20 protein-coding genes are annotated in these 24386 nt (G+C 68.3%); 6 read left to right on the top strand and 14 right to left on the bottom strand.

Translation table 11 applies throughout. The features are described 5' to 3' along the window. Window positions 1–249: 249 nt before the first annotated feature. Window positions 250–594: a hypothetical protein gene (locus AC0IXR_RS14525; RefSeq protein ID WP_056453741.1), complete on the top strand. Its 345-nt coding sequence runs from the start codon at window positions 250–252 to the stop codon at window positions 592–594. A gap of 134 nt (window positions 595–728) precedes the next feature. On the opposite strand, the gene mfd is transcribed toward AC0IXR_RS14525, so the two are convergent. After that, a complete protein-coding gene (gene mfd / locus AC0IXR_RS14520) occupies window positions 729–4322 on the bottom strand; it encodes a transcription-repair coupling factor (protein WP_471761249.1) in 3594 nt (1197 codons plus the stop codon). Window positions 4323–4499: 177 nt separating this feature from the next. Beyond that, entirely contained in the window at window positions 4500–4793 is a 294-nt protein-coding gene (locus tag AC0IXR_RS14515) for an FAD assembly factor SdhE (protein ID WP_056425773.1), read from the bottom strand. Between the two features lie 163 nt (window positions 4794–4956). On the opposite strand from AC0IXR_RS14515, the gene recG reads away from it, so the two are divergent. Together recG and AC0IXR_RS14505 are read left to right on the top strand one after the other, a co-directional pair. Next, window positions 4957–7098 carry an ATP-dependent DNA helicase RecG gene (recG, locus tag AC0IXR_RS14510; RefSeq protein ID WP_471761248.1) on the top strand — a complete coding sequence of 714 codons (2142 nt, stop codon included), beginning with the start codon at window positions 4957–4959 and terminating at the stop codon, window positions 7096–7098. 300 nt (window positions 7099–7398) lie between these two features. Then, on the top strand, window positions 7399–7731 hold the full coding sequence (locus AC0IXR_RS14505; RefSeq protein ID WP_026175920.1) for a hypothetical protein: 333 nt from the start codon (window positions 7399–7401) through the stop codon (window positions 7729–7731). A gap of 109 nt (window positions 7732–7840) precedes the next feature. On the opposite strand, the gene AC0IXR_RS14500 is transcribed toward AC0IXR_RS14505, so the two are convergent. From AC0IXR_RS14500 to AC0IXR_RS14450, 11 genes are all read right to left on the bottom strand, one after another. Beyond that, complete coding sequence (locus AC0IXR_RS14500) at window positions 7841–8644, bottom strand: DUF502 domain-containing protein (RefSeq protein WP_156467721.1); 804 nt, start codon at window positions 8642–8644, stop codon at window positions 7841–7843. A gap of 118 nt (window positions 8645–8762) precedes the next feature. After that, complete coding sequence (locus AC0IXR_RS14495; RefSeq protein ID WP_056425783.1) at window positions 8763–8960, bottom strand: hypothetical protein; 198 nt, start codon at window positions 8958–8960, stop codon at window positions 8763–8765. Window positions 8961–9182: 222 nt separating this feature from the next. After that, a complete protein-coding gene (locus AC0IXR_RS14490; RefSeq protein ID WP_471761246.1) occupies window positions 9183–9518 on the bottom strand; it encodes a nitrile hydratase accessory protein in 336 nt (111 codons plus the stop codon). Next, the gene (gene nthB, locus AC0IXR_RS14485) at window positions 9515–10183 is read right to left on the bottom strand and encodes a nitrile hydratase subunit beta (RefSeq protein ID WP_471761245.1); all 669 of its coding nucleotides are present in this window, start codon (window positions 10181–10183) and stop codon (window positions 9515–9517) included. Before nthB ends, AC0IXR_RS14490 begins: the two co-directional genes overlap by 4 nt. Continuing rightward, window positions 10180–10821, bottom strand: a complete 642-nt coding sequence (gene nthA, locus AC0IXR_RS14480; RefSeq protein ID WP_420604376.1) for a nitrile hydratase subunit alpha — start codon at window positions 10819–10821, stop codon at window positions 10180–10182. The genes nthB and nthA overlap by 4 nt, the downstream gene beginning before the upstream one ends. A 139-nt stretch (window positions 10822–10960) precedes the next feature. Next, window positions 10961–12007 (bottom strand): endonuclease/exonuclease/phosphatase family protein, encoded by a 1047-nt coding sequence (locus AC0IXR_RS14475; RefSeq protein ID WP_420604377.1) that lies wholly within the window; start codon window positions 12005–12007, stop codon window positions 10961–10963. A 189-nt stretch (window positions 12008–12196) separates the two neighbouring features. Then, a complete protein-coding gene (glmS, locus tag AC0IXR_RS14470) occupies window positions 12197–14023 on the bottom strand; it encodes a glutamine--fructose-6-phosphate transaminase (isomerizing) (RefSeq protein ID WP_471761244.1) in 1827 nt (608 codons plus the stop codon). Window positions 14024–14348: 325 nt separating this feature from the next. Beyond that, window positions 14349–14669 carry an XRE family transcriptional regulator gene (locus AC0IXR_RS14465; protein ID WP_056425801.1) on the bottom strand — a complete coding sequence of 107 codons (321 nt, stop codon included), beginning with the start codon at window positions 14667–14669 and terminating at the stop codon, window positions 14349–14351. 1 nt (window position 14670) lies between these two features. Continuing rightward, window positions 14671–15024 (bottom strand): type II toxin-antitoxin system RelE/ParE family toxin, encoded by a 354-nt coding sequence (locus AC0IXR_RS14460; protein ID WP_420604378.1) that lies wholly within the window; start codon window positions 15022–15024, stop codon window positions 14671–14673. 102 nt (window positions 15025–15126) lie between these two features. After that, a complete protein-coding gene (gene glmU, locus AC0IXR_RS14455) occupies window positions 15127–16533 on the bottom strand; it encodes a bifunctional UDP-N-acetylglucosamine diphosphorylase/glucosamine-1-phosphate N-acetyltransferase GlmU (RefSeq protein ID WP_471761243.1) in 1407 nt (468 codons plus the stop codon). A gap of 151 nt (window positions 16534–16684) precedes the next feature. Then, entirely contained in the window at window positions 16685–16921 is a 237-nt protein-coding gene (locus AC0IXR_RS14450; RefSeq protein WP_207411253.1) for a hypothetical protein, read from the bottom strand. A gap of 245 nt (window positions 16922–17166) precedes the next feature. Here AC0IXR_RS14450 and AC0IXR_RS14445 point away from each other — a divergent pair, with 245 nt between their 5' ends. Both AC0IXR_RS14445 and mdoH read left to right on the top strand, forming a co-directional pair. After that, a complete protein-coding gene (locus AC0IXR_RS14445) occupies window positions 17167–18777 on the top strand; it encodes an OpgD/OpgG family glucan biosynthesis protein (RefSeq protein ID WP_471761242.1) in 1611 nt (536 codons plus the stop codon). Further along, entirely contained in the window at window positions 18765–20915 is a 2151-nt protein-coding gene (mdoH, locus tag AC0IXR_RS14440; RefSeq protein WP_471761241.1) for a glucans biosynthesis glucosyltransferase MdoH, read from the top strand. Before AC0IXR_RS14445 ends, mdoH begins: the two co-directional genes overlap by 13 nt. A gap of 340 nt (window positions 20916–21255) precedes the next feature. Here mdoH and AC0IXR_RS14435 read toward each other — a convergent pair whose 3' ends face one another. Further along, a complete protein-coding gene (locus AC0IXR_RS14435) occupies window positions 21256–21669 on the bottom strand; it encodes a flagellar biosynthesis repressor FlbT (protein WP_056425938.1) in 414 nt (137 codons plus the stop codon). Between the two features lie 242 nt (window positions 21670–21911). On the opposite strand from AC0IXR_RS14435, the gene AC0IXR_RS14430 reads away from it, so the two are divergent. Beyond that, on the top strand, window positions 21912–24074 hold the full coding sequence (locus tag AC0IXR_RS14430) for a flagellin N-terminal helical domain-containing protein (RefSeq protein WP_471761240.1): 2163 nt from the start codon (window positions 21912–21914) through the stop codon (window positions 24072–24074). The last annotated feature ends 312 nt before the right edge of the window (window positions 24075–24386 follow it).

Below are 24386 nucleotides of genomic sequence, written 5' to 3'. Positions count from 1 at the left end.
CGGCCGTGCCGAAGTCGGTGATTCAGCTGTTTTATGAAACGAGTTTCCTATTTCGGAACAGCGGTCTGGAGTGAGTTCCGGATGTCTTGCACGATGCAGCGTGAGGCTAGGGCGCTACGGGTCGCGAGCGGGCTCTTCGCCGGATAGCAAGAGGATTTTCACCCTGCAGCCGGCGAACCAACTGGGTTCACGTGTGTTATCGCACGGGTCCCTTCCCAAGGGGCGATGGATGAGCTAACCCTGACAGTCATGAGTGCGCTGCAACAAGTGTTGGTCGTCGATGATGGTCACCGCGCCATCGATCACTCCCTCGCCGCCGAGCTTGCCGAGCTGGGTTATGCGAGCGTTACCGCATCCCTCGAGGCCGCCGACGACGTTCTCGCCGTCATCGCCCGCCCCGCGGCCATCCTGCTTCAGACCTCGACCCGGCTCGACCCGGCCTATGCCATGCTCTCCGAGCGCCTGCGCGAGCAGATGCAGCATGCAGGCATCCCCGTCATCGTCATCGATGGCCGGACGGGACGCGGCAGCGGTGCCTCGGTCGATCTGCAAAGCCGGATCGGTCCTTACGTCCTGAACGAACCGGACCTCTAATCCTGCCTATGAGGACAGCGCCGCAGGTGCTTGTTTGAGAAAAGATTTTTCGATGGAGGCGGGCCGGTGAGCCCGCCTTTTTCATGAGCTTTTCGCCGAATGCGCCGGGGTGATCGACCCGGCGTGATTATCCCTCACGCGGCCTTCTTGACGCGGGCGATCTTGGACAATTCGCGCAGGATCGAGGTCGTGATCTTCAGGCGCTCGGGGATGGAATCGAGTTCGCGGATGAACACGATGCTCATGTCCGGACGCACCTTGGCGAAGGAGGCCTGACCGCCGACGAAGGCCACCAGCCCCTGCGGATTGGCGAAGGACTTGTCGCGGAAATGGACGACGACGCCCTTCGGCCCGGCCTCGACCTTCTCCACGTTGGTGTCGCGGCACAGGATCTTGATCGTGACGATCTTGAGGAGTTGCTCCACCTCCGGCGGCAGCGGCCCGAACCGGTCGATGAGCTCGGCGCCGAAGCTCTCCATCTCGGCGTCGTTCTCCAGGGTGGAGAGCCGGCGATAGAGGCCGAGGCGGACGGTGAGGTCCTCGACGTAATCCTCCGGGATCGTGACCGGTGCTCCCAGCGCGATGGTGGGTGACCACGCCTCCTCCACCGGCTCCTCGATGCCGGCCTTGAGGGCGGTGACGGCATCCTCCAGCATCTGCTGGTAGAGCTCGTAGCCGACCTCCTTGATATGGCCGGACTGGGCGTCGCCGAGCAGGTTGCCGGCGCCGCGGATGTCGAGATCGTGGGAGGCGAGCTGGAAGCCCGCGCCCAGGGTGTCGAGGGTCTGGAGCACTTGGAGACGCTTCTCCGCCTGCACGGTGAGCTGCTTGTTCGCCGGGGTCGTGAACAGGGCGTAGGCGCGGGCCTTGGCGCGCCCGACGCGGCCGCGCAGCTGGTAGAGCTGGGCGAGGCCGAACATGTCGGCCCGGTGCACGATGAGGGTGTTGGCGGTGGGGATGTCGAGGCCGGATTCGACGATGGTGGTGGAGAGCAGCACGTCGAACTTGCCCTCGTAGAACGCGGTCATCACGTCCTCGAGCTGGCCCGCCGCCATCTGGCCATGAGCGACCGCCACCTTGGTCTCGGGCATCTCGGTATCGAGGAAGCGCTTCACCTCCGCCAGATCCTCGATCCGCGGCACCACATAGAAGGACTGGCCGCCGCGATAGCGCTCGCGCAGCAGGGCCTCGCGGATCATCAGCGCATCGAACGGGATCACGAAGGTGCGCACCGCGAGGCGGTCCACCGGTGGCGTCGCGATGATCGAGAGTTCGCGCACCCCGGTCATGGCGAGCTGGAGCGTGCGCGGGATCGGCGTCGCCGAGAGGGTCAGCACGTGGACATCGGCCTGGAGCGCCTTGAGGCGCTCCTTGTGGGCCACGCCGAAATGCTGCTCCTCGTCGACGATGATGAGGCCGAGATCCTTGAAGGCCACGTTCTTGGCGAGCAGCGCATGGGTGCCGACCACGATGTCGACGGTCCCGGCGGCGAGGCCCGCGCGGTTCTGCTTCATCTCGGCGGCGGAGACGAAGCGCGAGAGCTGCGCCACCTGCACCGGCAGCCCTTTGAAGCGCTCGGCGAAGGTCCGGTAATGCTGGCGTGCCAGCAGGGTGGTGGGCACCACCACCGCCACCTGCTTGCCGCCCATGGCCCCCGCGAAGGCGGCGCGCAACGCCACCTCGGTCTTGCCGAAGCCGACATCGCCGCAGACGAGGCGGTCCATGGGACGACCGGCATTGAGGTCGGACAGGACGGCGTCGATGGCGGTGGCCTGGTCCTCTGTCTCCTCGAACGCGAAGCGGGCGGCGAACTCGCCGTAGAGGCCGTCCGGAGCCTGGAGGCGGGGTGCCTGGCGCACGAAGCGCTCGGCCGCGATCTTGATGAGCTGGCCGGCCATCTCCAGGATGCGCTTCTTCATCTTGGCCTTGCGGGCCTGCCAGGCACCGCCGCCGAGACGATCGAGGGCAACTTCGGCATCTTCCGAGCCGTAGCGAGTCAGAAGCTCGATATTCTCCACCGGCAGCAGCAGCAGTCCGCCGGCATACTGGATCTCCAGGCAATCGTGCGGCGCGCCCGCCGCCGTCACCGTCTTGAGGCCGACGAACCGGCCGATGCCGTGATCGGCATGGACCACGAGATCGCCGGGCTGCAGCGCCTGCACCTCCAGGATGATGTCCTGTGGCCGTTTAGACTTGCGCTTCTGGCGCACCAGCCGGTCGCCGAGGATGTCGCCTTCCGAGATGACCGCGAGCTTGTCGACGACGAAGCCGGAATCGAGCCCCCACACCGCCACCGCCATGTCGGTGCCGCGCTTCAGGGCGTTCACCGCCGTGAGGGTGTTGATGGAGACCGGCTTCTTCAGGCCGTGATCGGTGAGCACGCCACAGAGCCGGTCACGCGAGCCGTCGGACCAGGATGCGAGGATCACATGATGACCCGATCCCTGGAGTTCCTTCACATGGGCGACGGCGGCGTCGAACACGCTGGCCGTCTCGTCCGCCCGCTCGGCCGCGAAGCTGCGGCCCGCCTTGCCCTCGCAATCGATGGTGAGGCGGTCCGGGCTCTCGGGCATTGCGAAGGGCGAGAGCCGCGCGACGGAGGCGGCGGCGACCCGCTCCTTCCAGTCGTTCTGCGTCAGGTAGAGGGAGGACGGCCTGAGCGGCTTGTAGGGCGCGACGCCGGTGGACGGCGTCTTCATCGCCTCGGCGCGGGCGTCGTAATAATCGCGGATCAGGGTGAGGCGCTCGGCGACCGCCTCCTCCGCCTGTGCGTCGAAGACCAGCGGCACGCCCGGCACGTAGTCGAACAGGGTGTCGAGATGGTCGTAGAACAGCGGCATCCAGTGCTCGAGGCCGGCATAGCGCCGTCCCTCGCTGATGGTCTCGTAGAGCCGATCGTCGCGGGTCGCCGCGCCGAAGGTGGAGATATAGCCCTGGCGGAAGCGCCGGATCGTCTCCGTGGTCAATTGCACCTCGCTCATCGGAACGAGGTCGAGGGAGCGGAGCGAGCCCACCGTGCGCTGGGTCTCCGGATCGAAGGCGCGGATGGATTCCAGGGTGTCGCCGAAGAAGTCGAGGCGGATCGGGTTCGGCAGGCCCGGCGGCGACAGGTCGAGGATGCCGCCGCGCACGGCGTATTCACCCGTCTCGCGCACCGTCCCCGTGCGCAGGAAGCCGTTGGCCTCGACCCAGGCGGTGACGGTGTCCATCGGCACCACGTTGCCGATCGCCGCCGAGAAGGTCTCCACCGCGATCTTCTCTCTGGGAGGCACTCTCTGGATCAAAGCGTTGACGGTGGTGCAGAGGATGCGCGGCTGTTCCTCTGACGAACGCGAGCGCGAGAGCCGCGACAGGGCGGTCATCCGCTGGGCGGCGATGGCGGCGTTCGGAGAGACCCGGTCGTAGGGCTGGCAGTCCCAGGCCGGGATGCTCATCACCTCGATCTCGGGGGCGACGAATTTCAGTCCGGTCTGGAACGCGTTCGAGCGCCCGGAATCACGGGCCACATGCACCAGAACCGCCGGCCCCTCGAAACTCCGCGACAGGGCGCGGGCGAGATCAGCCACCACCACCGCATCGAACCCTTCGGGCACGTTGGCGAGCGTCGGGCTATCGCCGCGCTTCAGCGCCTCCAGCGCACGGGCGAGCGCACCGGATTTCGGCAGGGCGAACCGCGCCGTCTGGGGCTTCGGGGCGGGAGCGGGAGCTTTGGGCTGGGGTTTGGCCATCGGGTCGGGGTTTTCGAACTCATGGGAAAGTGAGACGCGACGCGCCTCCCTCCCCCCTGTGGGGAGGGACCGAGGGTGGGGGTGGTTGGGCGACCCTCCCACTGCGGAGGCGAGCGGCGCTACCCCACCTCCAACTCCTCCCCACAGGGGGAGGAGAGCCTCGCATCGCCTAGACCGCTAATGAATCGGCGCGTCGTGCTTATGGAACGCCTGGAGGCGGCGGTATACCGGCGTGTCGTAATTCTGCGGCGTCTCGTCCTCGCCGGTGAGCCAGCGGAACAGGTCGCGGTCGGGCAGCTCGATCAGGGCTTCGAAGGTCGTCAATTCCTCATCGCTCAGCGTACCGATCTCCGCATCGGCGAAACGGCCCATGATCAGGTCCATCTCGCGCATGCCGCGATGCCAGGCGCGGAAGAGGGTGCGGCGGCGGCGCGGATCGAGATCCGCGCTGGTGCGGGTGGTTCCGGACATGGGGTCAGCCTGTCATGCTGCGATCCTGGGATCCGGTGATCCCGGGACAGGGGAAACTGTGCGCGGCCCGGTGCCGCGTTAGCGGCGTAGGGCCCTGCTGTCGTCTATATAGACCCGCGCGGCGGCATCACCATCTCCGTTCGCGCGGCTCAACCGGCTTTGCATGACAGACGAACCCCGCCCGACGAACCTGCGCCCCAGCATCCTCGATCCGCTCTTCGCCCAGGCCCGGACCCTCCCCGGCGTCGGGCCGAAGTTGGCGCCGCTGATCGAGCGGCTCCTCGGCACGCCCGAACAGCCAGCGCGGATCGTCGATCTTCTGTTCCACCTGCCCCAGGGCGGGGTGGCGCGCACGATGATGGGCTCCATCGCCGAGGCGCCGCCGGGCGAGCCCGTGACGTTGGGTGTCACCGTGACCGGCTATCGCCCGCCGCAGCCCGGGGCGGGGCGGCGTCCCTTCCGGGTTCTGGTGGAGGACGGCACCGGCGACATCACCCTGGTGTTCTTCGGCATGCCGCAGGCCCGCGTGGAGAAGATGCTGCCGCTGGGCGCCCATCGCTACATTTCCGGCCGCATCGACCTGTGGGACGGGCACCGGCAGATGGTGCATCCGTCGCGGATCGTGGACGAGGCGGGGCTCGCTGCCCTCCCCGCCGTCGAGCTCGTCTACGGCGCGACCGAGGGGCTGACCTCGCGGGCGATCTCGAAACTGGCGCATTCCGCCCTCGACCGGCTGCCGACCCTGCCCGAATGGCAGGACCCGGCCTGGCTCGCGCGGGAAGGGCTGCCGGGTTTCGCCGATGCGCTCAGGGCCGAGCACCGGCCCGAGAACGCGCCGCCGGCACCGGCGAGCGATGGCGTCACGCCCCGCACCCCGGCGCGCCGTCGCCTCGCCTATGACGAACTCCTCGCCTCGCAGCTGGCGCTGGCCCTGATGCGGGCCCGCAACCGCAGGGCGCCCGGCCGCGCCAATGCCGGCGACGGTCATCTCAAGGACCGGATCGAGGCCGCCTTGCCCTTCGCGCTCACCGGCGCCCAGGCCCGGGCCATCGAGGAGATCCGCGCGGATCTCGCCTCCGACCGGCGCATGCTGCGCCTGCTCCAGGGCGATGTCGGCTCGGGCAAGACGGCGGTGGCGCTGCTGGCCATGGCCTCGGCGGTGGAGGTCGGCCGGCAGGCGGCTCTGATGGCGCCCACCGAGATCCTGGCGCGCCAGCATTTCGAGCGCCTGACGGAGCTCGTCGGTTCGCTGCGCCTGCGCCTCCTCACCGGGCGCGACAAGGTCTCGGAGCGCCGCGCCACCCTGGCCGACCTCGCCGACGGCCATATCGATATCGTGGTCGGCACCCACGCCCTGTTCCAGGACAGTGTGATCTTCAAGGATCTCGGCGTCGCCGTGGTGGACGAGCAGCATCGGTTCGGCGTCCATCAGCGCCTCGCGCTCGGCGCCAAGGGGGCGGCGGTGGACATCCTGGTGATGACCGCGACGCCGATCCCCCGCACCCTGGCGCTGACCTGTTTCGGCGACATGGACGTCTCGGTCCTCGACGAGAAGCCCGCCGGCCGCCAGGCCATCGCCACCCGCCTCGTCTCCATCGACCGGCTCGACGAGGTGGTGATGGGGCTCGGCCGGGCGCTTGCCGCCGGGGACAGGGTCTACTGGATCTGCCCGCTGGTGGCGGAATCCGAATATGTCGACCTCGCCGCCGCCGAGGATCGCTTCGCCGACCTGCGGCAGGAATTCGGCGACGCCGTCGGGCTGATCCACGGCAAGATGCCGGGGCCGGACAAGGATGCCGCCATGGAGCGGTTCGCCGCCGGCGAGACGAAGATCCTGGTCTCTACAACGGTGGTGGAGGTGGGCGTCGACGTGCCCGAGGCGACGATCATGGTGATCGAGCATGCCGAGCGGTTCGGCCTCGCGCAGCTGCACCAGCTGCGCGGACGGGTCGGGCGCGGGGCCAAGGCCTCCACCTGCCTGCTGCTCTATCGCGGGCCGCTGGGACAGGTCTCCCGCGCCCGCCTCGAAATGATGCGCGAGACCGAGGACGGTTTCCGCATCGCCGAGGAGGATCTGCGCCTGCGCGGCGAGGGCGAGGTGCTGGGCACGCGCCAATCGGGCGCGGCCGCCTTCCGCCTCGCGAGCCTCGAGAGCGACGCCAGCCTGCTGGAGGTCGCCCGCGATGATGCGCGGCTCATCGTCGAGCGCGATCCCGGCCTCAGATCCGAGCGTGGCAGGGCGCTCCGGGTGCTACTCTACCTGTTCGAAAGGGACGCGGCGATTCGGTTGCTCGGAGCCGGTTGAGCCGATTCGCCGGCCGTCAGGAACCCACGCCAAACCTGAACGCATCGCCACAAAAGCGACGAATCGACCACCGATGACGTCTGCGCAGTTCAGCTTCGAGAACCATGGCACCGCAGCCACATGGTGCCTGAAAAAGCTTGTTTTTCAAAGACTAAGCTGATTTCCGGATCTCGTTTCCCGAGCCGTTGTGCGGTGCCGCACGGACTTCCTGAACTTGAAATGAACGTATTCTCCTCTTAACTGAACATGAACGAACAGCCCGCCAGACTGGGCTGCCACAACGAATTCAGGAGGATGGATATGTCTGCCGGACTGTTCCAAAACCTACCGGGTGCCCACGAAATGGGGAGCGTCCACGCCCTTCCGAGCGAGCCGTGGCTGCTTCCGATCTCGGATGGCAAGGAGCCCGCGCTGAAGACAACGGACGATGTCCTCCTCGCGGTTCGTCAATCCGCCCGCCCCTTCCAGATCGCCGCGAATGCGCTGATGGTCCTGCTTTTGGTGGCCGTCACCGCCCAGATCGCCATGGGCTGGGGTGGTTCCACAATTGCCCCGCACGCCAACAGCCATGTCGCCGATGCCTCGCCGCCGACGCTGCCCATCGAGAAGGCCTCGATGACGGTTCACAACTAGGCGCGTTCCAGCGAGGCTCCCGAAAGGCGGGTTCGCTTTTCGGGAGGTGTGCGTCGGGTCATGTACCGGCCCAGAGACTTGGACCGGCAGCCCTGCGAGGGCGAGCTTTTCACTCCGTGCTGATGAGCTTCTCCTGGCGACGGGACGAGGCTTCGAGCACCGCCTCCGGCCCGGCCGCCTGCCCGTTCTGAGCCGCGCGGATCGATGCCGCCATGGCCTGCAGCCTGACCTGCGGATCTTCCGGCTGGATCACCCCCGCCGACATCACCAGCTTGGCTGCGTCGTCGATGCTCATGGGCACTTCGATGATATCGGCCCGTGGCAGGTAGAAGAAGAAGCCCGTCGTGGGGTTGGGCGCGCAGGGTAGGAACACGCCCACATGGTCGTTCTCCTCGCCGAGCGCCGTTTGCACGTCCGGTCCGGCCGGCGCCGAGACGAACACCACCGACCACGTTCCCTTCACCGGGAATTCGACCAGGCCGACGGTGCGGAACGACGTGCCGTTGGCCGAGAACAGCGTCTCGAAGATCTGCCGCAGGCCCTTGTAGAGGCCCGAGATCACCGGGGTGCGTGCGAGCAGCACCTCCCCGAACTCCACCACGCTGCGGCCGACGAGGTTGGCGGTGAGGAAGCCGAGCAGCGTCACCGCGACGAAGGCGATGACGAGGCCGATGCCCGGAAGCGAGAAGGGCAGATAATGGTCCGGCAGATAGCTCGCCGGCACCAGGGGCTTCACCCAGCCGTCGATGAGGCTGATGAACCACCACGTGATGTAGATGGTGATCGCCAACGGCCCGGCGACGATGATGCCGGTGAGGAAGTAGGTCCGCAGGCGGCTCTTCTTGCTCACCCGAGGCGGCGGCCGTGCGACGGCAGGGTCTGGTTCCGGCAACGGGGTGAGCGTTTCGCGCACGGGCGGCCTGTCTCGTGGGAGGCTGGTCTTCAGCCTGCATGACAAGGGTTAGCGGGTCGGGCGTGTCACCTCAAGCGCGAGGAAGCCACGCCCCTGGCCGGACGAGCGCAGGCGTGGATCACGGCTTGGTTTCGCCGAGCGCCGCCTCCGCCGCCAGCGCCCTCTCCTTCCAGGCATCCCGTTCCGCGAGCGCCTCCTTGAGGGCGAGTTCGGCGCGCTGTGCCCGGGTGGCGCTGGCCGAGGCCAGGGCTTGGGCCCGTTCGCGTGCGCGGGTCTCGCCGGCCATCTGGACCTTGAGGTCGCGCGGCGTTGCCATGGTCGTGTCCGTTCTCGTCGGGGAGGGAAGTGGCAGGATGCCTCGCCGGCGCCGGTTGTGCCAGATCCATGACGTGACGCGAAGGCGCGGAAATCCTGTGCCTGCACCCCGTGGCCGCGTAGCGGAGCCCGGGATCCAGAAACGCAGGAAGTTCAGAACTTTGCCCTGCCGGCGGCGGCATGTCATGGCGGTCGCCCTGCCCCGTTTGGGGGTGGGGTGTCCTCAGGGCGACGGATGCGGGTCGTTGGCCTGCCGGATCGGTTCGCCGTGCGGGGTCGCGGCGGCGGCACGCAGGAAGGCGTCGCTGCGGGCCTGGACGCTCGCGGAATCGGTGACACCGCGTTCGGCGAGCAGGGCTTCCAGAGTCGCGAGCCAGCGTCCGTAATCGGCGGCCGCCTCCGGCCCGCCTTCCGGGCGGATGCTGCGTCCGAGGGCGTGCGCCCACTCCTCCTGCGTGAACAGGCCCCGCTCCTGCAGGGCGACCACCAGGGCGAAGACCTGCGCCTCCCACGGTTCTGCGAACGGTCCCGGATCGTCGGGCCGGCAAATCGGGCTCATGACGCCGCTCCCGGCAGGAGATACCCCTCGAAGGCGGCCACGGTGACGCGCCCGCCCGGGTCGGCGCTCGCCCCCCATAGTTCGGTGGCCTCGAACCCCACCGTGTAGAGCCATTGCGGCGGGGCCTCCCGGCCCTGCGCGCTGGCATCGGGCAGGACGAAGGCGCCGTGGACCCGCTCGATGACGCCACGCCGGCCCCGGACGTAACGCGGCAGGCGGGTGTGGCCAATGGGGTGGTCGTTGCGGGTCAAGACGGGGTCGCGTACCGCATATAAGGCCGGCGCATCCGGCGGCCGGTCGCTGGGAAATCCCGCCGAAAAGCGTGGTGGGATCTCCTCGGCACGCAGCACCCGTTTCACCGGGCTCGCCGGCCCGGCGCTGGCGCCCGCGGCGATTTCTTCTTGCGTGGCAAGGCCATGGGCGACGACCTGCGCTTCGAGGGCAGCGAGCCAGATCTCGTAATAGCTCGACAACAGGTACTCCGCCGGGGGCAGCGATTCCCGCGCGGCGCGGCTGCCATCCAGGGTCCAGGTACCGGTATAGCCCACCGCCAGAGCCAGGGCGAAGACGCGCCGTTCCCATTCCGCATGAAAAACCGGCTCGTTCGCCTCCGGCATGACGGTGCCGAATCCGTGGGCCCCGCCGAGATCCTGTGCTCCGTTCATCGGCCGGCCTCCGGGGTGAGCGGCAGCCCGGTGCCGATCATGGAATCGCGCGTGACCAGGGCGGCGAGCTCGGCCTCGTTGAGGGATTCGGTGCCGGCGGGCCGCAGGGGCAGGACCATGAAACGGGTCTCGGCGGTGGAATCCCACACGGTGATGCGGGTCGCCTCGGGAAGGGTGAGGCCGAACTCGGCCAGGACGCCGCGCGGGTCGAGGACGGCGCGGGCGCGGTAGGGCGGTGCCTTGTACCAGACCGGCGGCAGCCCGAGCACCGGCCAGGGATAGCAGGAACACAGGGTGCAGACGACGAGGTTGTGGCTGTCGGCCGTGTTCTCGACCACCACCATATGCTCGCCCCCGCGCCCCCCGATGCCGAGTTCCGCGATGGCCGGGGTCCCGTCGGCGAGGAGCCGGTCGCGATAGGCCGGATCGGTCCAGGCGCGGGCGACGACGCGGGCGCCGTTATGGGGGCCGATGCGGGTCTCGTACATTTCGACGAGCGCATCGAGTGCGTCCGCCTCCACGTAGCCCTTCTCGAGAAGCAGCGATTCCAGCGCCCTCACCCGCGCCTCGATGGGGGTGAGGCTGCTGCCATGCGCGTGGTCCGGATGGTCATGGTGATGGTCGTGATCGTGCGCCATGGCGTCTCGTCCTGTGCCCGGAACGGCTTTCAAGTTGGTTGTCCGGCCCGGAGGCGGGCAAGCACGGGGCGCGCCGGGCATTGTGCGAGGCCCAGTCTGATACCGGAGAGGCACTGTGTCGACACCACTTCGCAGTTCGTCAACGCACGGCTTCGATGGCCTCCTGGGCATCGCGGTGATCCTCCGCGGTGGCCTCGGGCTTCTCCTGCCGGGCGGGGGCCTGCGGCGCGGCGCAGAGGCTGACCGTGATCGGGAAATGGTCCGAGCCGACGCCGGGCAGCCGTTCCATGTGGCCGAGCAGGAAGTGCTCGCTGAAGAAGACATGGTCGAGGGGCCAGCGCATCACAGGCCACTGCGCGTGGAAGGTCGCGAACAGGCCGCGGCCCCGGCGCGGATCGAGCAAGCCGCTGATACTCTGGAACAATTGGGTCGTGCGGGACCAGGCCACGTCGTTGAGATCGCCGGCGACGATGGTCGGACCCGGCGCTTCCGCCACTTCACGGGCGACGATCACCAGTTCGGCGTCGCGCGGCGCGCTGCTATGGCCGGGATGCGGGGGGCGCGGATGCAGGCCATAGAGCCTCACCGCCTCGCCGTCCGGCAGCACCACCTGCGTGCGCAGCGACGGCACGTCGTCCTGGAGCAGGAAGCGGATTTCGGGGCCGCGCAGGGGAAGGCGCGAATAGAACAATAGGCCGTAGGTGTTGTCCTGCGGCTGCTCGACCCGGTTCGGGTAGAGCGCGCGCAATGGGGACATGGCCTCCTGCCAGGCGGAATCGGTCTCCAGCAGCAGGACGAGATCGGGCGAGCGACGCGTGACGAGATCGAGGGCCGCGCCGTAATTCCTGTTCGTCTGCAATACGTTGAGCACCACGAGGCTGAGCCGGTCTCCCGGCTCGCAGGCCGTGGCCGCCTTCGCCTGGGTGGCGGCGAGCGGCGTGAAGGGCAGGATGTAGCGGACCTGCATGACCAAAGCCGCCGCCATGGCGATGGCGAGGATGAGGGAGGTCGTGTCCCTGGAGACCAGAAGAAGGCCGGCGAGGCAGGCCGCCAGCGCCACCGCGATCTGGAGCCGGGGGAAGTCCAGGCTGCGGACGAAGCCGAGATTGGTCTCGATCAGGGGCAGCACCGTCGCTGCCACCAGCAGACCGGCGATGCCCTGCAGGGCGAGCGTGAGATACGTCAAACCTGGTCTCCGCCGCCGTGCGCCCGTCAGGGAGCCGCCCAACCGGGCCATTCAATGGGCCATGCCGCGTCGTCTCGCGCGACCGCCATGCGACCCCGTATGACCGCCATGCGACCCCCGCTTCGACCGCCACGCGACCCGGTTTCGAGGGGCGCCTGACAATCGACGGATTCCGGTGGCGGTTCCGGCCTATTCCACCGTCACGGATTTGGCGAGGTTGCGCGGCTGGTCCACGTCTTTGCCCATGAAAACGGCCGTGTGGTAGGCGATGAGCTGGATCGGCACGGCGTAGACGATGGGAGACACGACCGGGTCGAGGTCGGGCATGGTCACCGTCGCCATGGTGTCGAGGCCGGCCGCCGCCGCGCCCTTGGCGTCGCCGATGAGGATGATGCGGCCGCCGCGCGCCGCGACCTCCTGCATGTTCGACACCGTCTTCTCGAAAATCGCGTCGTGCGGCGCGATGACGATGACCGGCACGCTCTCGTCGATGAGGGCGATGGGGCCGTGCTTGAGCTCGCCGGCGGCGTAGCCCTCGGCGTGGATGTAGCTGATCTCCTTGAGCTTCAGCGCGCCTTCCATCGCCATCGGGTAGCTCGTGCCGCGGCCGAGATAGAGCACGTCGCGGGCCTTCGAGACCTCACGGGCGAGGAGCTCGATCTCGCCTTCCAGCTTGGTCGCGTCCGCCATCAGGCCCGGCACGGTGATGAGCGCGTCGACGAGTTCGCGCTCGCGCTCGGCGCTCAGGGTGCCCCGCGCCCGGCCTGCCGCGATGGCGAGGCACAGGAGCACCGTGAGCTGGCAGGAGAAGGCCTTGGTGGAGGCCACGCCGATCTCGGGGCCGGCGAGCGTCGGCACCACGGCCGAGGCCTCGCGGGCGATGGTGGAGGTCGGCACGTTGACCACCGCCAGGGTGTGCTGCCCTTGGCTCTTGGCGTAGCGCAGGGAGGCCAGGGTGTCGGCGGTCTCGCCCGATTGCGAGATGACGAGGGTCAGGCCGGCCTTATCGAGGGGCGGCTCGCGGTAGCGCGCCTCGGAGGCGACGTCGATCTCCACGGGCAGCCGCGCCAGGGATTCGAACCAGTATTTCGCCACCAGCCCGGCATAATAGGCGGTGCCGCAGGCGGTGATCGAGAGCCGCGAGAGGTCCTTGAAATCGAACGGCAGCGCCTCGGGCAGGGCGACCCGGCCATTGGCGAGATCGACGTAATGGGCCAGCGTGCGGCCCACCACCTCGGGCTGCTCGTGGATTTCCTTGGCCATGAAGTGGCGGTGATTGCCCTTCTCGACCCGGTAGGCCTGGGCGACGATGCGCTGGCGCTGGCGCGAGACCGGGATGCCGTCAATGTCGCGGATCGCGGCGCCCTCGCGGGTCAGCACCGCCCAGTCGCCCTCCTCCAGATAGGTGATCTCCTCGGTGAAGGGGGCGAGCGCGAGGGCGTCCGAGCCCAGATAGGTCTCGCCATCGCCGAAGCCGATGGCCAGGGGCGCACCGTGGCGGGCGCCGATGAGGAGATCGTCGTAGCCGGTGAAGATGAAGCCGAGGGCGAAGGCACCGCGCAGGCGCGGCAGGGCGGCGGCCACGGCCTCCACCGGGCCCAGGCCCTTGTCCATCTCGGCGCTGACGAGCTGGGCCACGACCTCCGTGTCGGTCTCGCTCTCGAAGCGCACGCCGCTGGCCTGCAACTCGGCCTTCAGCTCGCGGAAATTCTCGATGATGCCGTTATGGACGACGGCCAGCCGCGCCGTGGCATGGGGGTGGGCATTGGTCTCGTTCGGCCGGCCATGGGTGGCCCAGCGGGTATGGCCGATGCCGATGGCGCCGGGCAGCGGCTCGTCGCGCAGCCTGAGTTCGAGGTTGGAGAGCTTGCCCTCGGCGCGGCGGCGATCCAGCCGGCCATTGGCCAGGGTGGCGACGCCGGCCGAATCGTAGCCGCGATATTCGAGGCGGCGCAGGGCTTCGACCACCTGTCCCGCCACCGCCTCATGCCCGACGATGCCAACGATTCCACACATGGTCGCTACTTCTCATACGAGTGGGCTTGGCCGGGGAGCGGAAGGCTCGTGCCTCCGGTAGTCCCGGACCGGGATCGTGGCGGCGGCCACGCAAGGCGTGGCCCACACCTTCCAGAACCGCCTTGTATCGGATCGGGACGCCTCGCCGCCAGCCATCCCGTCACTGTGCCGCTTGGGCGGCATGGCCTATCCTCATTCTCACCATCAAGAATGTAAGACAAAGTCATGATAAAAAAGAGGTTTATGATTCTGGTGAGGCGTTCTGCAGGTGCAGCATGCGCCGGATGTCTTGTTGCAAAGCGATGCCGGTCAGCGTCATGGACGGTCAGGGCGCGAGCTCGCCCATGCTCGTGAGGTGAATCACGCCTTTGCCGGGCAACTCCACACGCAGTTCCAGCTTGCCTCCCGCCGCTTCCACGAACCGACGCAGCGTCGAGAGGTAGAGGTCGGTCTGACGCTCCATCTTGAGAACGGCGGGCTGCGTGATGCCCAGCTCCCGTGCGATGTCTTCCTGACTGCGGTCAGCGAGCAGACGCAGCGCCTTGAGCCCGTCGATCTCGGCCTTCATCTCGTCGGCGCGAGCCTGAATTCGCGCATGACGGTCGGGCGGCATTGCGGCGATCACCTGTTCCATCGTCCGTGCCATTCTATCGCTCCCGCGCTGCCAGGTGGTCCTCGAACCGATCGTCCGCCCTGGCGATGAGTCCCTTATAGAAACGCTTTTGCGCCACCCCGGCCTTGTCACCCGCGATCAGGAGGATGGCTTGCCGCTCCGGATCGAAGGCGAAGGCGACCCGCCATACTCCATCCTCGGCCCGGAACCGCAATTCCTTCATATTGGCATGCCGGGACCCCGAAAGCGTGTCGACATGCGGGCGCCCGAGCGCAGGTCCGTACTCCATGAGAAGCAGCGATAAGGCTGCAATCGTGTCTTGGACCGGCCCAGGCAACGCTTCGTATTCAGGATCGAATGCATCGTGCAGCACCACGGTCCAGGACATCTGGAACTATAACCTCCAGGTTATGGAAAAGCCAGATTATGCGATGAAGCCAGCTTCAGTTCAGCGCCTCGTGCAGGCACCGGCGACGGAGCGGAGTCGTCCTCAGAGTCCCGAGGATCGCTTGGCGGCCTTCATCGCCTGCAGTGCCGCCCGCATCCCACTGGCCATACCCTCGATGATGCGTTGGCGGCTACGGGCGATGGCGAGGGCATCGGCCGGCACCGAATGCGTAATGACCGAGCCCGCGCCGACGATGGCGCCGGCCCCGACGCTCACGGGCGCCACCAGGGCGGTGTTCGAGCCGATGAAGGCCCCGGCCCCGATCTCGGTCCGGTGCTTGTTCACCCCGTCGTAATTGCAGGTGATGGTGCCGGCCCCGACATTCGCGCCCGGCCCGATCTCGGCATCGCCGAGATAGGTCAGGTGGTTGGCCTTGGCGCCCTCGCCGAGGCGGGCGTTCTTCATCTCGACGAAATTGCCGATACGCGAGCCGGTCTCCAGCACCGCGCCGGGGCGAAGCCTCGCATAGGGGCCGATGCTGACGCCCTCTGCCAGGGTCGCGCCTTCGAGATGCGAGAAGGCATGAATCACGCAACGGTCGCCGACCGTCACGTGGGGGCCGAACACCACATGAGGTTCCACGAGAACGTCCCGGCCCAACACCGTGTCCACACTCAGAAAAACCGTTTCCGGCGCCACCAGCGTGGCCCCGCCGATCTGGGCCGCGCGGCGCAGCCGCGCCTGGATCGTCGCCTCGGCGACGCTGAGCTGGACCCGGTCGTTGACGCCCTGCGCCTCGGCCTCGTCCACGGGCACCACCGCCACGGCGAGCCCGTCGTCCACGGCAAGGGCGACCGCGTCCGGCAGGTAGTACTCGCCCGCCGCGTTGGCGTTGCCGATCCGCGTGAGCAGGGCGAGGGCATGGGGGCCGGAGAGCGCCATCAGGCCGGCATTGCACAGGGTGACGGCGCGTTCCTCTGCGCTCGCATCCTTCTCCTCGCGGATGGCGAGCACCCGCCCGCCCTCCGTCAGCACCCGTCCGTAGCCGGTGGGATTCTCCGCCGTGAAAGCCAGCACCGCCACCGTCGCCCCATCGGCCAGGGGCGCGCGCAGGCGGGTGAGGGTGGCCCCCGTGACGAGGGGGGTGTCGCCGAACGCGATCACCACGTCGTCGGAGCCCGCCTCCAGGGCCTCGCGGGCGGCCAGAACCGCATGGGCGGTGCCGAGGCGCTCCACCTGCGGATGGACCGAGGCTCCGGGTGCGGCCCGCGCGATCTCGGCCGCCACCGCCTCCTGCCCCGGCTCGACCACCACGGCGATGCGGGTCGCCCCGGCCTCGCTTGCGGCGGCGAGAACATGGCCGAGCATGGTCCGCCCGGCCACCGCGTGCAGCACCTTGGGCAGGTCGGACCGCATCCGCGTGCCCTTGCCGGCGGCGAGAACGATGGCCGTGAGGCTGCGTCCGCCCGTCCTGGCGGGCTCGGTCGAATGGGGGGTCTGCGCCGTCATCGTCGCTCCGCCGCTGTCGGGCCGGGGGCCGGCTCGCGTCCTATCCGGCTGCGCTACTGCGTGGCTTGTCGGGTAGCAAGCCTGCGCGGCCGGCGAGCCGGGGGCGCGGACGCAGATCCGGTCCGAACCGTCCGAGTCATCAGCTCTTGCATCAGCTCTTGAGGATCAGGGTGATCAGCACCGCGGCCAGGCACACGAACATGACGACCCCCAGGACCAGGCTCGCCAGGGTGGTGGAGGAGATATAGGTGCCGGCGACGGTTCCCAGCATGCGCGTCACACCGCCTCCCGCCGGGGAGGCGGCGTCACCGGGGTGGCCGCATCCCGGACAGGCCACGGCTTGCGCGGAGACCTGTCGCGAGCAGGCAGGGCATGGGATGAGCGCCATGAGGTGCCTCGTAAGAGGTGAACGACCCCTGGAATCTGTCACAAGCGCGGCCATTCGGCCAGTCCGGGACCCTCTCGCCCCTCGCCGCCCGCTCCCGTCCGAACTGCTCGCCTGTCGGAAAATCCGCGTTTCCGTGAACGGTTTCGGTTCCTTCCGGCTTAAGGTTGGGTTCGGGCCGTGCCGTGGTAAAGCCGGGACATACTGCATCGCACCCCGCGCCTTCCCGCGCCGACATTACAGGTCCAATGACGCCGACGATTCCGGGACTTCGCCGCGCCGTGACAGAACCCTCCTCCGATGATCCCGTGGTGACGGGACCGCAGGACCGGAGCCGCCGGGAGCTTTTCTTGCAGGCGAGCGCCGCCGCGCTGGCTCTCTCCCTCCCCGGCACCGCCTCGACCGCCTGGGCGGACGATGCCCCCGCCCTCCCCGCCGAGGGCGCGCCGTTCCTCGGCCATACGGTGCCCGACCTCGCCCGCGAGCTTGCCAAACGCCCCTATGCCGCCCCCCGCACCGACGACCTGCCCGGCGCCCTGACCGGGCTCAACCGCGAGCAGTACAACGCCATCCGGACCGTGCCGGGCAGCGCGATCTGGGCGAACGAGGCCTTCGGCTTCACCCTCGAGCCCCTGCATCGCGGCTCGGTCTTCACCGGCCGCGTGGCCCTGGCCCTGGTGGAGGACGGCACGGTGCGGCCGCTGGCCTACGACCGCGCCCGGTTCGAGGCGGAGGGCATCGCCCTGCCTGAGTTCAAGGACGATCCCGGCTATTCGGGCCTGCGCATCCGAGCCCGGTTCGATGGCGGCGAACTCACCGATTTCGCCACCTTCCAGGGGGCGTCGTTCTTTCGCCTCGTCGCCACCGGCCAGGGGTTCGGCGTCACCGCGCGCGCCCTCACCCTGCGCCCCGCCGATTCACGCGGCGAGGAGTTCCCCGAACTCCGCGCCATCTGGGTCGAGCGGCCGGGCCCCGGCGGCCCGCTGGTGCTGCATTGCCTCGTCGATTCCCCCTCGGCCACCGCCGCCCTGAGAATGAGCCTGAGGCCCGGCGGCGATTCGCTCTGCGATGTGGAGGGTACGGTGTTCGCGCGCGCGGCCATCGACCATCTCGGTCTCGGCGGCATGACCACGAGCTACCTCTTCGGCCCCTACGACCGGCGCGGTGCCGACGATGCCCGCGCCGGCGCCTATGCCTCCACCGGCCTGCAGATCCGCACCGGTGCCAATGAGGCGATCTGGCGTCCCGCGCGCAACCCGGAGACGCTGCAGGTCTCGTCCTTCGTCGACGAGAACCCCAAAGGGTTCGGCCTGATGCAGCGGGCGCGCAGCTACGCCGATTTCGAGGACGACGTGCAGCATTGGGAGTGGCGCCCGTCGCTCTGGCTCGAACCGTTCGGCAATTGGGGGCCGGGCGCGGTGACGCTCCTCGAAATCCCGAGCGATTCCGAGTTCAACGAAAACATCCTGGCCTATTGGCGGCCGAAGGCGACGCTGGCGGCGGGCACCGAGCATGCGTTCAGCTATCGCCAGCACTGGTGCTGGCAGCCGCCGGAGGCGCCGCCCGTGGCGCTCGTCTCCGGCACCCGCAGCGGCAAGGCGCCGGGGAGCAACCGCCGCCTCTTCCTGGTGGATTTCACCGGTGACATCCTGTTCGCCGATCCCGACCTGCAGCCGACGCTCCTGACCTCGCCCGGCACGGTGGCGGCCCCGACCCTCTATCGCTATCCCGACCGTAAGACGGTGCGGGTCTCCTTCGAGCTCGACACGGGCGGCGGGAAGTCCTGCGAACTGCGCCTCGTGCTCAAGCGCGGGGAGGCCTCCGTCACCGAAACCTGGCTCTACCGGTGGACACCCTGAACACGCACGCGCTTCCCCCCACCGCCCCGGCTTCCTTCCGGCCCGCGATGCCGCCCGAAGCCCCGCTGCCCATGCCGGTGCAGGCGCTCGACCGCTGGGACCCCGCATCTGGGCACCGTCCGGCCAAGCCCGCGCGACGGCCCTGGGCCGCCCGCGCCTTCGTCTTCGGCGGGGCGGCGCTGCTCACCGCCTATGGCGCCCTGGAGATGTACGAGGTCGTGGCCGTCTCGGGCGGAACGACGGCGCTGCAATATGTGCTGCTCGTGCTCTTCACCCTGAACTTCTCCTGGATCGCCCTCTCCTTCATGAGCGCGATCCTGGGCTTCGCCACCCTCCTGCGCCGGCCGAAGGCGCCGCTTCCCCCGACCCGGCTCGCCACGAAGACCGCCATCGTCATGCCGGTCTACAACGAGGCCACCGCCCGCACCTTCGCGGCCGTGGAAGCCATGCGGGCGGAGATCGACGCCACCGGCCTCGGCGAGGCGTTCGACTATTTCGTCCTGTCGGACTCGACGGTGGGCGATGCCTGGATCGCGGAGGAGCGCGCCTTCCTCGATCTGCGCGCGCGCTGGGGCGAGGATGCGCGGCTCTATTACCGGCACCGGGCGAAGAACCATCACCGCAAGGCCGGCAATATCGGCGACTTCGTCTCGCGCTGGGGCGGGGCCTACGACCACATGCTGGTGCTCGACGCCGACAGCCTGATGACCGGACCCTGCGTGGTCCATCTCGCCGCCGCCATGGAGGCGGACCCGGATTCCGGCATCATCCAGTCGCTGCCGCTCATCATCAACCGCAACACCCTGTTCGCCCGCGTCCAGCAATTCGCCGCCCGCATCTACGGCCCGGTCATTGCCACGGGCCTGTCGGTCTGGTCGGGCCGCGACGGCAATTACTGGGGCCACAACGCCATCATCCGCACCCGCGCCTTCGCGGAGGCCTGCGGCCTGCCCGATCTCAAGGGCAAACCACCCTTCGGCGGCCACATCCTCAGCCACGATTTCGTCGAGGCGGCGCTAATCCGGCGGGCCGGCTGGAGCGTGACCATGCTGCCCGCCCTGCCCGGCTCCTACGAGGAGAGCCCGCCCTCCCTCATCGACGTCGCGGTGCGCGACCGGCGCTGGGCGCAAGGCAACCTCCAGCACAGCCGCGTCATCGGGGCGGCGGGCCTGACGCTGGCTTCGCGCCAGCATTTCGCCACCGGCATCGCCGGCTACGTCGCCTCACCGCTCTGGCTCGGCCAGCTCGTGGTCGGTATCGCCCTGGTGCTCCAGACCGCCTATGTGCGGCCGGAATACTTTACCTCCGAATTCGGGCTCTACCCGGTCTGGCCGCGCTTCGACCCCGTGCGCGCGCTCCAGCTGTTCGGGCTCACCATGGGCATCCTGCTGGCGCCGAAGCTCCTGGGGCTGATCCTCGCCCTCATCGACGGGCCGGTGCGCCGGGCCTCGGGCGGCGCCATCCGCCTCGTCCTGTCGAGCCTGATCGAGACGATCCTCTCCGCGCTCATCGCCCCCATCGCCATGCTGATCCAATCCGGCTCGGTCTTCGAGATCCTGGTCGGGCGCGATACCGGCTGGAACCCGCAGCGGCGCGACGACGGCTCGATACCCTTGCGCGACATCGTCCGCCGCCACCGCTGGCACATGGTGCTGGGGCTGGTGACCGGCATCGCCGCCTTCGCCATCGCCACCTCGCTGTTCCTCTGGATGTCGCCCACCATCCTCGGCCTTGTCCTGGCGATCCCGATCTCCTGGGCGAGCGGCCAGCTGTCCTGGGGCCTCGCCCTCAAGCGCCTCGGCCTGCTGATGACCCCGGAGGAGCGCGACCCGCCCGCCATCGCCGTTACCGCCGGCACGCTCGCCGCCCGCAATGCCGAGGTCGGCCTCGACGACTCGGATGCGATCCGCGCCCTCCACGCCGATGCGGGCTTCGCGGAGGCCCATGCCCTGATGCTGCCCGAGATGCCCAAACGCCCCCGCGGCGTGATCGACACCGACCGCGCCCTCGCCCAGGCCAAGGTGGTGGAGGCCGAGACCGTCGCCGAGGCCGCCGAGTGGCTCAGCCCCAAGGAGCGCATGGCCCTCCTCCACGACCGCGCCCTCCTCGACCGCCTCACCCGTCTCGCGCCGGCGTGAGCTACGATCGTCACGCCTGTCGCGGGATGCGCTGACGAGCCCTCCTCCCCAGCGGATCTCGGGCCTGCCCGAGATCCGTCGAGCTTGTGGGGAGGAGTTGGAGGTGGGGGTGGTTGGGCGACCCTGATCCTTCGGAGGCTGGCGGAGCCACCACCCCCACTCCTAACCTCTCCCCACAAGGGAGAGAGGGACGCGGTCTGCCAACGAGGGCAGATGTGTGAATCCGGTAGCCCGCGTGAGACGGGGGGATCGACCGTGCCCGGAGCTCGTTTCCACGAGAGCCCGCGGATCCGGGCGGCCGATGCCGGCCCCCTGCCCGCTCGGCGGCCGATCCGGAAGGTCAGTCGGCGCTTCCCGAATCGGGTGCCTTGGCGAGACGGTCCGCCAGGGAGGCCTCGTACTGGATGAGGTCCTTGCCCCGCTTCATCGCCCGGTAGAAGTCCCGCGCCGCCACGTGAGCGTTGATGTCCCGGACATAGGGAGCCGTGGTCGGTACCGCCTCGAGCAATTCGCTCGCCTGGGCCACGAACAGGTTCTCGATCTCCGACACGTCGTCGGAGAGATAGAGCACCGTGAGAGTCAGGTAGAGGCGCTTGCAGGCCGTATCGGCCTCGCTCTCCGTGATGATGTCGGATTCGCGCAGGAACTTCGTCATCGTCTCGATGACGAAACTCGACCGCCGGGACCCGTTGCGGATCGCGGCCCCGCCGATCAGCAACCGCTCGAACGGCTTGAGTTCGATCTTCAGGGGCATGACCGGTCCTTCGGGCTCGGGCGGGATCATCGGTCCGGACGGTTAACAAGACGTCACCGCATTGGCGAGGGTTGCTTCGCGGGATCCGGCATCGCTCCGGAGGCCGCGAAGATGAGGAGAATGCAGCGGATCTCCCACATGTTTCGTTGACCGTTCGCCTTAAGACCTTCGCAACGTCCTCGTGGTTTGGTGACGCTGCATCCAAAAAAGGGGTGCTTCCAGATCAGAATGGATCGGACCACATGTCTTCAGGCATCACGCTTACCGCGGCAACGCGCCAGAACCTGCTCTCGCTGCAGGGCACCGCCGACCTCCTGACCCAGACCCAGAACCGTCTGTCGACCGGCAAGAAGGTCAACTCGGCCCTCGACGATCCGACGAGCTTCTTCACCTCGCAGGCCCTGTCCGGCCGCTCGGGCGATCTCGGCTCGCTCCTCAACGGCATCTCGAACGGCGTCCAGACGATCCAGGCCGCCAACCAGGGCATCACCTCGATCCAGAAGCTGGTCGATTCCGCCAAGTCCACCGCCAACCAGGCGCTGGCCGACAAGAGCGCCGTGTCGAGCGGTACGGCCGCGGCTACGGCATCCCTGTCCGGTTCGAAGACCTTTCAGGCGCTTTCCGCTAATACGGACGGCACGCAGGATTTCTCCTCACTGGCGAAGGACGGCTCGGTCGACATCTCGCTCGATGGCGGTAAGAGCTATTCGACCATTCGCCTCGATGCCGCGACCCTGAAGGGCAGCGTCAACGACCTGACGAAGGTCAGCGCGCAGCAGGTCGTCTCGGCCATCAACAGTCAAGTCAGCGCGAACTCCTCTCTCAAAGGGAAGGTCTCGGCCTCGGTTGCTGCCGATGGCCGCATCAACTTCTCCACGGCCAGTGCTGGTGCGACGCAACAGCTGAACGTTCGCGGCTCTGCGGGTTCGTCGATCGACATCGGCTACGGCAAGGACACCACCACCGGTGGTCCGACGGCTGCGACGGTACTCGGTGGCGCTTTCACGGGCATTACGGCCGCAGGGACGGGTGCAACTCTCTCCATCGGCGACGGCTCCTCCGCCGTGGACGTCACAATTGACTCGACCAGCCTGAAGGCGGACGGAACCGCCCTCGGCACCTCTGGAGCCGTGGCCGACGTGGCGGATGCCATCAACGTCCAGCTGAAGGCTGCCGGTTCGAGCGTCACCGCCAGCGTGTCCGGCGGCGCGCTCAACTTCACGAGCCAAGACACCGGCCCGAGCGCGGCCGTCACCGTCCAGGGCAAGGAATATTCGGCGACAGGGGCGAACAATATCGACATCGGTTTCGGCGACGACACGGCCTATACCACCGGCACGTTCACTGCCGGCACGGGTACGGCGGCGACCGGCCTCTCGGCGACCGGATCGGATGCGACCGATGGGTCGGCCAAGGCCAGCATCAATGGGACCGTCGCGATCGCCGATGCGACGGGTGGACCGCCCGCGACCGCCGGCGGCCTCGATCTCTCCGGTACCAAGAACGGGTCGTTCTCGATCCAGATCGGTTCCGGCCCGGCCAAGACGATCACGCTTAATGCGAGCGCGATCACAGCTGCCGGCGGTACGGCCGCCTTTGCCAGCAGAGACAGCATCGCGGCTGCGATCAACACTCAGATCGCTGCGGATACAGGCCTGGCTGGCAACGTATCCGCGAGCTTCGATGCCAGCAACAAGCTGGTTTTGAGCTCGACCAAGGCAGGCTCAGATCAAAAGATCACCGTGACCGCCGCGCAGGGCGCGACCGTGGCGAACAACGTCAATATCGGCCTCGGAACCCAAACCTCGACGATCAACGGCACGGCCACCAACACCGCGACGGCGATCTCCGGCTTCGGCAAGGACAGCACCGGCTCCACCAACACGACCCGCCAGTCGCTGGCCAAGCAGTTCAACGAAATCCTGAACCAGATCACCCAGCAGGCCAAGGATTCGAGCTACAACGGCATCAACCTGCTCTATCGGAGCGGCGACGATACCAGCGAGAACTCCCTGAAGGTGACCTTCAACGAGACCGGCTCGTCCAGCCTGACGATCTCGGGCGCCAAGCTCGACTCGGATGGCCTCGGCCTCACCGCTTCCACCGGCGGCTTCCAGTCCGACACGGAGATCAACGAGACGCTGACGGCCATTACGGCGGCCACCAGCCAGCTTCGCGGACAGGCTTCGACCTTCGGCTCCAACCTCTCGGTGGTCCAGAACCGTCAGGACTTCTCGAAGAACCTGATCAACATCCTCGACACCGGCTCGGCCAACCTGACGAACGCGGACCTCAACGAGGAAGCCGCCAATTCCCAGGCCCTGTCGACCCGCCAGTCGATCGGCATCTCGGCCCTCTCGCTCGCCAACACGGCGCAGCAGGGCATCCTGCAGCTCCTCCGCTAAGCGGATCAGCCGTCACGACACTAAGCGGCCGGGGGAAACCCCGGCCGTTTTCGTTCGCGCCACGTCCCGGCCCCGGCCGGATGGGGATTGTCGAGGGATGACCGGGCCGACCGTCACGATCCGACAGACGAGGGCGGTTCGGTCTCGCTGCCGCACGCCGCCGCCACGGGTACGCTGCCCCGCATGCGGCCGGGGACAAGGCCGCCGGATGACGGGAGCGAGCCCGTTCAGCGACGGACGACAGCCCAGGCGTCGGCGAAGGCACGCCATCGCGCCTTCGCAACGGCTTGGAAGGATGACCGAGTAATTTGA

This window comes from Methylobacterium sp. AC832 (genome assembly GCF_979256025.1).
Note: the sequence above shows the minus strand (reverse complement) of the source record. Positions and strands in the feature narration are given on the sequence as shown.

Coding starts and splice junctions, on each gene's coding strand:
- AC0IXR_RS14435 (WP_056425938.1), bottom strand. CDS start 21,669: ATGCCCCTGAAGATCGAACTCAAGCCGTTCGAGCGGTTGCTGATCGGC.
- mfd (WP_471761249.1), bottom strand. CDS start 4,322: ATGGCCAAACCCCAGCCCAAAGCTCCCGCTCCCGCCCCGAAGCCCCAG.
- AC0IXR_RS14505 (WP_026175920.1), top strand. CDS start 7,399: ATGTCTGCCGGACTGTTCCAAAACCTACCGGGTGCCCACGAAATGGGG.
- AC0IXR_RS14460 (WP_420604378.1), bottom strand. CDS start 15,024: ATGTCCTGGACCGTGGTGCTGCACGATGCATTCGATCCTGAATACGAA.
- AC0IXR_RS14495 (WP_056425783.1), bottom strand. CDS start 8,960: ATGGCAACGCCGCGCGACCTCAAGGTCCAGATGGCCGGCGAGACCCGC.
- AC0IXR_RS14525 (WP_056453741.1), top strand. CDS start 250: ATGAGTGCGCTGCAACAAGTGTTGGTCGTCGATGATGGTCACCGCGCC.
- AC0IXR_RS14490 (WP_471761246.1), bottom strand. CDS start 9,518: ATGAGCCCGATTTGCCGGCCCGACGATCCGGGACCGTTCGCAGAACCG.
- recG (WP_471761248.1), top strand. CDS start 4,957: ATGACAGACGAACCCCGCCCGACGAACCTGCGCCCCAGCATCCTCGAT.
- AC0IXR_RS14430 (WP_471761240.1), top strand. CDS start 21,912: ATGTCTTCAGGCATCACGCTTACCGCGGCAACGCGCCAGAACCTGCTC.
- nthA (WP_420604376.1), bottom strand. CDS start 10,821: ATGGCGCACGATCACGACCATCACCATGACCATCCGGACCACGCGCAT.
- nthB (WP_471761245.1), bottom strand. CDS start 10,183: ATGAACGGAGCACAGGATCTCGGCGGGGCCCACGGATTCGGCACCGTC.
- AC0IXR_RS14445 (WP_471761242.1), top strand. CDS start 17,167: ATGACGCCGACGATTCCGGGACTTCGCCGCGCCGTGACAGAACCCTCC.
- glmU (WP_471761243.1), bottom strand. CDS start 16,533: ATGACGGCGCAGACCCCCCATTCGACCGAGCCCGCCAGGACGGGCGGA.
- AC0IXR_RS14465 (WP_056425801.1), bottom strand. CDS start 14,669: ATGGCACGGACGATGGAACAGGTGATCGCCGCAATGCCGCCCGACCGT.
- AC0IXR_RS14450 (WP_207411253.1), bottom strand. CDS start 16,921: ATGGCGCTCATCCCATGCCCTGCCTGCTCGCGACAGGTCTCCGCGCAA.
- AC0IXR_RS14515 (WP_056425773.1), bottom strand. CDS start 4,793: ATGTCCGGAACCACCCGCACCAGCGCGGATCTCGATCCGCGCCGCCGC.
- glmS (WP_471761244.1), bottom strand. CDS start 14,023: ATGTGTGGAATCGTTGGCATCGTCGGGCATGAGGCGGTGGCGGGACAG.